Genomic DNA, 5325 nt, shown 5'->3' with positions numbered 1-5325 from the left:
CATCCCCGTCGGCCGCACTCAGCCAGCTCGGTTTCGCGGAGCACAGGATGACCGCGTCACCGGGACGCATCCGCGCCGCGATCTCGATGAAGTACCGGCGCTGGGGGTCGTCGATGTAGGAGTCGAACTGGATGTCGATCCCGAGTAGCCACCAGCGGTGCGGTAGCTGTACCGCGAAGTAGCTGCGGGTCTGCTCGGTGCGCCAGCCCCCGATGCTCGAACCCTGGCAGAAGACCCGCATGAATGCGGTGAGCCCGTCGTACCAGTCGTGGTTGCCGGGTAGCACGAACAGCCGCGGCGCCCCGGCGGGATCCGGGCACGTTCTGGGCAGCGCGGCGCGGTACGGGCCGATCAGCTTGTTCTCGTAGCCGGTGATGCTCGGCGTGGGGTAGCACTGATCACCGCCCATCACCAGCATCCGGCCGCGTGGGGTGGTCGTCCCGGCAAGGTCGAGGCTCGGCGTGGCCAGCAGCGAGGCCATCGCGTAGGTCGCGTCGAATCCGTCCCCGAGGTCGCTGACGTAGTCGAACCACAGCTCGCCACCGTCCGGCGCCTCGGCGTAACCCGGCGGTTCAGTGCCGGCCGACAGGTCGGCCGGCGGCGCGGCCGGTAGCGCCGCCATCTCCTCCCGTTTGTCGGCATAGGAGCCGAGCACCGCGCTGATACCCACCCGCACGGCGGTGGCGAACAGCAGCGAGGGCGAGAGCCATCGGGTCATGGTGGCACGGGCGAACCCGAGCGCGCGTTCGCTGTCGTCGGCGGGCCGGGGCGGTAGCTGCGTCACCGAGGCTCCCCGATGGCGTCGGCGTTCCCGGCGGGCACGAACGCACCGTAGACCTTCCAGAGGTCCCCGAGAAACAGCCGGCCGAACGTCTCCAGGCCGCGGGTGGCTTCGAGCGCAGAACCCGATACCCGAAACGTCGTGAGCTGCCGCAGGAAGTCCGGGATGTGGATCGTGATGATGCCGGCGGCGACGACCCGCGCACCCGCTTCGGCGGCGGCAGGGTCGGCAGGGTCCGCAGGGTCCGCAGGGTCGGTATGGACATGGCCGGCGAGGATGCGGGTGTAGAGCGTCGATGTGTCCCGCCACAGGTCGAACCCGGGGTCGTCGTGGACGTCCTTGAAACCGCTGAGCGTGAGCGGGTGCCCGGCCGCATCCTGAAACGGCAGCCGGTAGAGCATCCGCCTGCGCCCGGGTGCATCGCCGACGAAGAGGTTGAAGACGCCTCCCTCGACCGGCGCCGGCCGCCCAGGACATCGCAGTCGACATAGCCGTCGGCGACCGCCTCCCGCATCGGGTCGGCGGCAAAGGCGTGGACGTCCCCGGTGCGGATGGTGAGCCGGAAGTGCAGTGCGGTGGCCTCGGCCCGGCCCTGTTCGTAGCCACGCTGCGGGTCGGTCTCGTCCAGAGTGATGAAACCCTTCATCGTCTCGGTGAATTCAAGGCTCGTCGGTTCGGTCATGGCGCTGCCTCCGAAGCGTTGTGGGCATCGCGAACCGGATCGGAGGCCAGGACGTGTTCGGCGAGCCGATCGGCGAAGGCCGCGATGGTCAGGGATGGATTGGCGCCGACCGGTCCGGGCATGGCGGCGCCGTCGGCGACATACAGGCCCCGGTGGCCGAACACCTCGCCCCATTGGTCGATCACCCCGCTGGTGATGTCCGCGCCCATGCCGGCGCCGCCGAGCGGGTGCACGGTGATGACCCGGGACAGCAGGCTGAGCGGGTTCTGCTGGAAATCACCGCCCATTTCCGTTGCGAGGTCATTCATGATCCGTTCCAGTCGGTCGAAGTACGGCCTGCTGCCAGCGGGATAATCCGCAATCTGCAGGTAGTCGTCGTGTACCGACATGCGTCCGGTCGGGACGTCACGTCCCATGCCGAGCAGGGGCATCGAACCGGCGGATGCGGTCCCCGAGCCGAGTAGCCGACTGATTATCATGTCGGTCTGGGGTGCCGGGTTGTCGACGATGCGTGATCGGATCATCTGGTAACCCGCGCCGACGACTCGTGCGGCCATGCCGGTCAGCTGGGCCGCCTCGATGAGCCATTCCGCGAAACCGGGATAGCCGGCGTCCTCGATGTAACAGCCGCGCTCAGTGCTGGCGGGGATGGCGCCGTCACCATTGACGATGTCGTCGACCTGGTCGGGTACGCGAACGGCGGTGGTGATGACCGGCGCGTGCGCGCTGCCGAGGGACGCACCGGGCACCCCGCGGACGAAACCGAGCAGGTCACCGTTGCCAGAGAAACGCCGGCCGAGCATGCGGGAGATCCCGGGCAGGGCCGCGCGATTGCGTAGCAGCAGATAGGTGGTGCCCAGAGTTCCGGCGGCGAGGACCAGACGGTCACACGTGATTATCCGCTCCGGGATGGCGGCGAGGGCACCGGTATCACCTGGAGTGTGTAACACATAGCCAACTGTGTAGCCTCCACCATCCCGCGGGGTGATCGAACGTACCTCGTGGTGGACCCGAAGGTCCGCGCCATGGTGCGCCGCGGCGGACAGATAGGTGTGGTCCAGGGTGTTCTTGCTGCCGGAGTTGCACCCGAGGTCGCACTCGCCGCATAACACACAGGTGATTCGCGGTCGCCCGTGGATGTTGCCGTAGCTCGGATCCGGGATGGGCGCGCCCGGCACGGGTGGGGTGCCGCCCGATGCGAACGTCACCGCCAGCGGTGGCTGCTCGGCGGTGTAACCCAGGCGCCGCCCGGCCAGCGTGAGCAGCTCGGTGCGGCGGGAGGCCTGGTAGCCGGGTTGCCCGGCCGGGAACCGCTGGGCGCTCAGCATGGTCTCGACGGCCGCGTAGTGCGGTTCGAGGTCGGCCCGGGTGATCGGCCAGCTCTCGTACCCCCCGCCCGCGGGCGCATCCCGGATGAACCACTTCTCGTCCTTGCGGAGCAGCACGTTGGCATAGATGAGTGAGCCGCCGCCCAGACCGCTGGATACGACAGCCTCGAAGTCGGCGAACGACCATATGTCGAAAAGACCGTGGCGTCCCTGCATCGGGTCCCAGAAGTTCGCCGCGATGTCGGACGGCGAACGGGCGAATGACCCGGGGGGATACGCCTTTCCCCGCTCAAGCACGACGACGCGTCGTCCTGCCTCGGCGAACCGGTACGCGGTTACCGCGCCGCCGAACCCCGACCCGACAACCAGTATGTCGGTGTGTTCAGCTCGAGTATCCTCGCGCGTCATGTTTCCATCCCCCATACCCGCGGCATGCAGACTGGGAACACTCCGCCTACGGGCGGGATTGAGTCAACCACACCGACCCGGTGGCTGTGCAGCGCGTAGTCGTGTCCCCGACAGGGGATCCGGTGGCCTTTTCGCGAAGCCGTCGAAGGCCGACATCCGCCTCCGGACCGAATTCCGTCAGCCGATTGTCACCCGATTGTCAGCCCAGCCGAGGCGCGAGGTTGTCCAGAACGCCGTTCCACAGCTTGCGGATGCCGATTGGCGCGAAGGTCCGCTCGAAGAAGCCACCGATCCCGCTCGCGCCCGACCAGCTCGTCTCCACCGATATCCGGGACGTTCCCGCGTCGGCGGGCGCAACGGTCCACTCCGTGCGCAGAGTGGAGTTCTGGTCGGCTTCGATGAGCGTCCGGCCGGGAACGGGCGCGGATACGACCGCCTCGACGGTGCGGACGCGGCGGCGGGTCGCGTGCAGCTGGTAGCGGATCCGGGTACCGGCGCCGGTACCGCCCTCGACCACCTCGTAGTCGGTGATCATATCGGGCCAGGCCTCAGCGCGGCTGCCCTTGTAGTCGCCGAGCACATCCATGACCGTCGCCGGCGCCGCCGTCACGACCCGCTCCACCACTACCTTGATCTGCGCCACCTGAACTCCGTTTCATGACCACGCCGTCCCGGCCTCGCGGCCCGGTAGGCCTCGCGGCCCGGTAGGCCTTGGTGAGTACCTTGTCACGACCGGCCCGGGGCACTGTCGAGCAACCAGAGGTCGACGCCGTCGACGTACCGCCCGGGTGCACCCGCCAGCCCCGTCAGCAAGGTCACGAGCTCGTCGTGGTGGTCGCTGGGGCCAAGGATGATCGTATTCAGATGGTAGCGGTCGAAGGTGGCCGCCAGCCCGGGTTGTCGCAAGGCCGCCGCCGCGGTGCTCTGGCCCGTCGCGACGGCGATGAGGGCCGAGTTCAGCGGGTCGGTCTCCGGGTGGAAGCTGGACCGTCCAAAACGGTCGGGGACCGTACAGTAGCAACCCGGCATGGTGAAGCGGAAGTCAGCCTGCGCCTGCCAGAGCATCGCGATGTTCTGCTGAGGATACGGGTAGGGCACGACCAACGCTGTCGCAGCCGCGGGCAGGTTGTCGACCTGCGGGCCGGTGAAGAACCTCGGTGTGGCGGTGCTGAAGGTAATGGGCGTGGCCGGTACCAGCGGTACCAGCGCGGCGGCGGCAACGACGCCGGTGGCGGTGCGCAGCCGTGGTGGCCGTGCCTGGTCGAGCCAGAGCGCGATCATCACGCTCGCCGCCAGCGCGAGGTACAGCGACAGCCGGGACGGCAGTGCGTTGTGGAGCACCGGCCCCAGCTCCAGCAGGCGCCATGGCAGCGGGATGCGGGTGCCGCGCCCGCCGACGTGCAGGTGCGGGCCGAGCGACAGGACGGCGACGACGGCGAACAGCGGCGCGCACACGGCCACGAGCGGGTTGCGGCGTAGCCGCACCGCGATGAACGCGAGCAGGGCCAGCAGCGGGAGGCCGACGTAGCCGCTGACCTCCACCGCGTTGCCGGAGAACCGCAGGCTCTCCCGGACCGCGACGTCCGGGCCGAGCGCCTGTAGCGGTGTGGGCGTGGCGAAGGTGAGCAGGTCCGACACTGCGATGTCCGACGGCTGGATTGATCCGTGGACGCGCTGCGGGCCGAAGAACTGGATGTAGAGCGGCCAGGCGAGCAGCACGGTGGCGACGACCGCGCAGACCGCGAGTCCGCGTACCGCCGCCGCGGCACGCGGGCGGACCTGGTCGCGGTGGCCCATGCACAGGATCGCGATGCCGATGACCGCCACCACCGCCGATGTCGCCAGTACCTCCTCGCTGATCAGCGCTTGGGCGGCCACGGCCGCACCGAGCAGCCCGCCGGTCCGCGTGGCGGTGCGTTGGCGGATGAGCAGGTCGTCCAGCAGCAGCACGAGGATCGGGGGAAAGAGCGCGAACGACAGGTGCAGGTGCCCGTAGGAAGCGCCGATGATGTACGGGCTGAAGCCGTAGAGCAGCCCGGCGACGGCGGCGGGGAACGCGGCGGTCCAGCGCCGCATCACCAGGAACATCACCCAGCCGGACAGCGCCGGCGCGAGCGTGGTCAGCA

4 protein-coding genes and 1 pseudogene are annotated in these 5325 nt (G+C 69.0%); all 5 read right to left on the bottom strand.

The annotated features are described in order from the left end of the window. Positions 1-784: pseudogene (locus U9980_RS19375) on the bottom strand (metallophosphoesterase); the annotation flags it as partial. Further along, on the bottom strand, positions 781-1182 hold the full coding sequence (locus tag U9980_RS19370) for a hypothetical protein (RefSeq protein WP_322769218.1): 402 nt from the start codon (positions 1180-1182) through the stop codon (positions 781-783). The pseudogene U9980_RS19375 and the gene U9980_RS19370, both read right to left, overlap by 4 nt. Positions 1183-1459: 277 nt before the next feature. Then, the gene (locus U9980_RS19365) at positions 1460-3199 is read right to left on the bottom strand and encodes a GMC family oxidoreductase (protein WP_322769217.1); all 1740 of its coding nucleotides are present in this window, start codon (positions 3197-3199) and stop codon (positions 1460-1462) included. 199 nt (positions 3200-3398) lie between these two features. Further along, a complete protein-coding gene (locus U9980_RS19360) occupies positions 3399-3842 on the bottom strand; it encodes an SRPBCC family protein (RefSeq protein ID WP_322749101.1) in 444 nt (147 codons plus the stop codon). Positions 3843-3925: 83 nt separating this feature from the next. Next, the coding region (locus tag U9980_RS19355; protein WP_322769216.1) for a hypothetical protein at positions 3926-5325 on the bottom strand (1400 nt) is incomplete at its 5' end.

The sequence above is a fragment of the Protofrankia sp. Cr1 genome (genome assembly GCF_963555865.1).
Lineage (GTDB): Bacteria > Actinomycetota > Actinomycetes > Frankiales > Frankiaceae > Protofrankia.
Note: the sequence above shows the minus strand (reverse complement) of the source record. Positions and strands in the feature narration are given on the sequence as shown.

Coding starts and splice junctions, on each gene's coding strand:
- U9980_RS19370 (WP_322769218.1), bottom strand. CDS start 1,182: ATGCTCTACCGGCTGCCGTTTCAGGATGCGGCCGGGCACCCGCTCACG.
- U9980_RS19365 (WP_322769217.1), bottom strand. CDS start 3,199: ATGACGCGCGAGGATACTCGAGCTGAACACACCGACATACTGGTTGTC.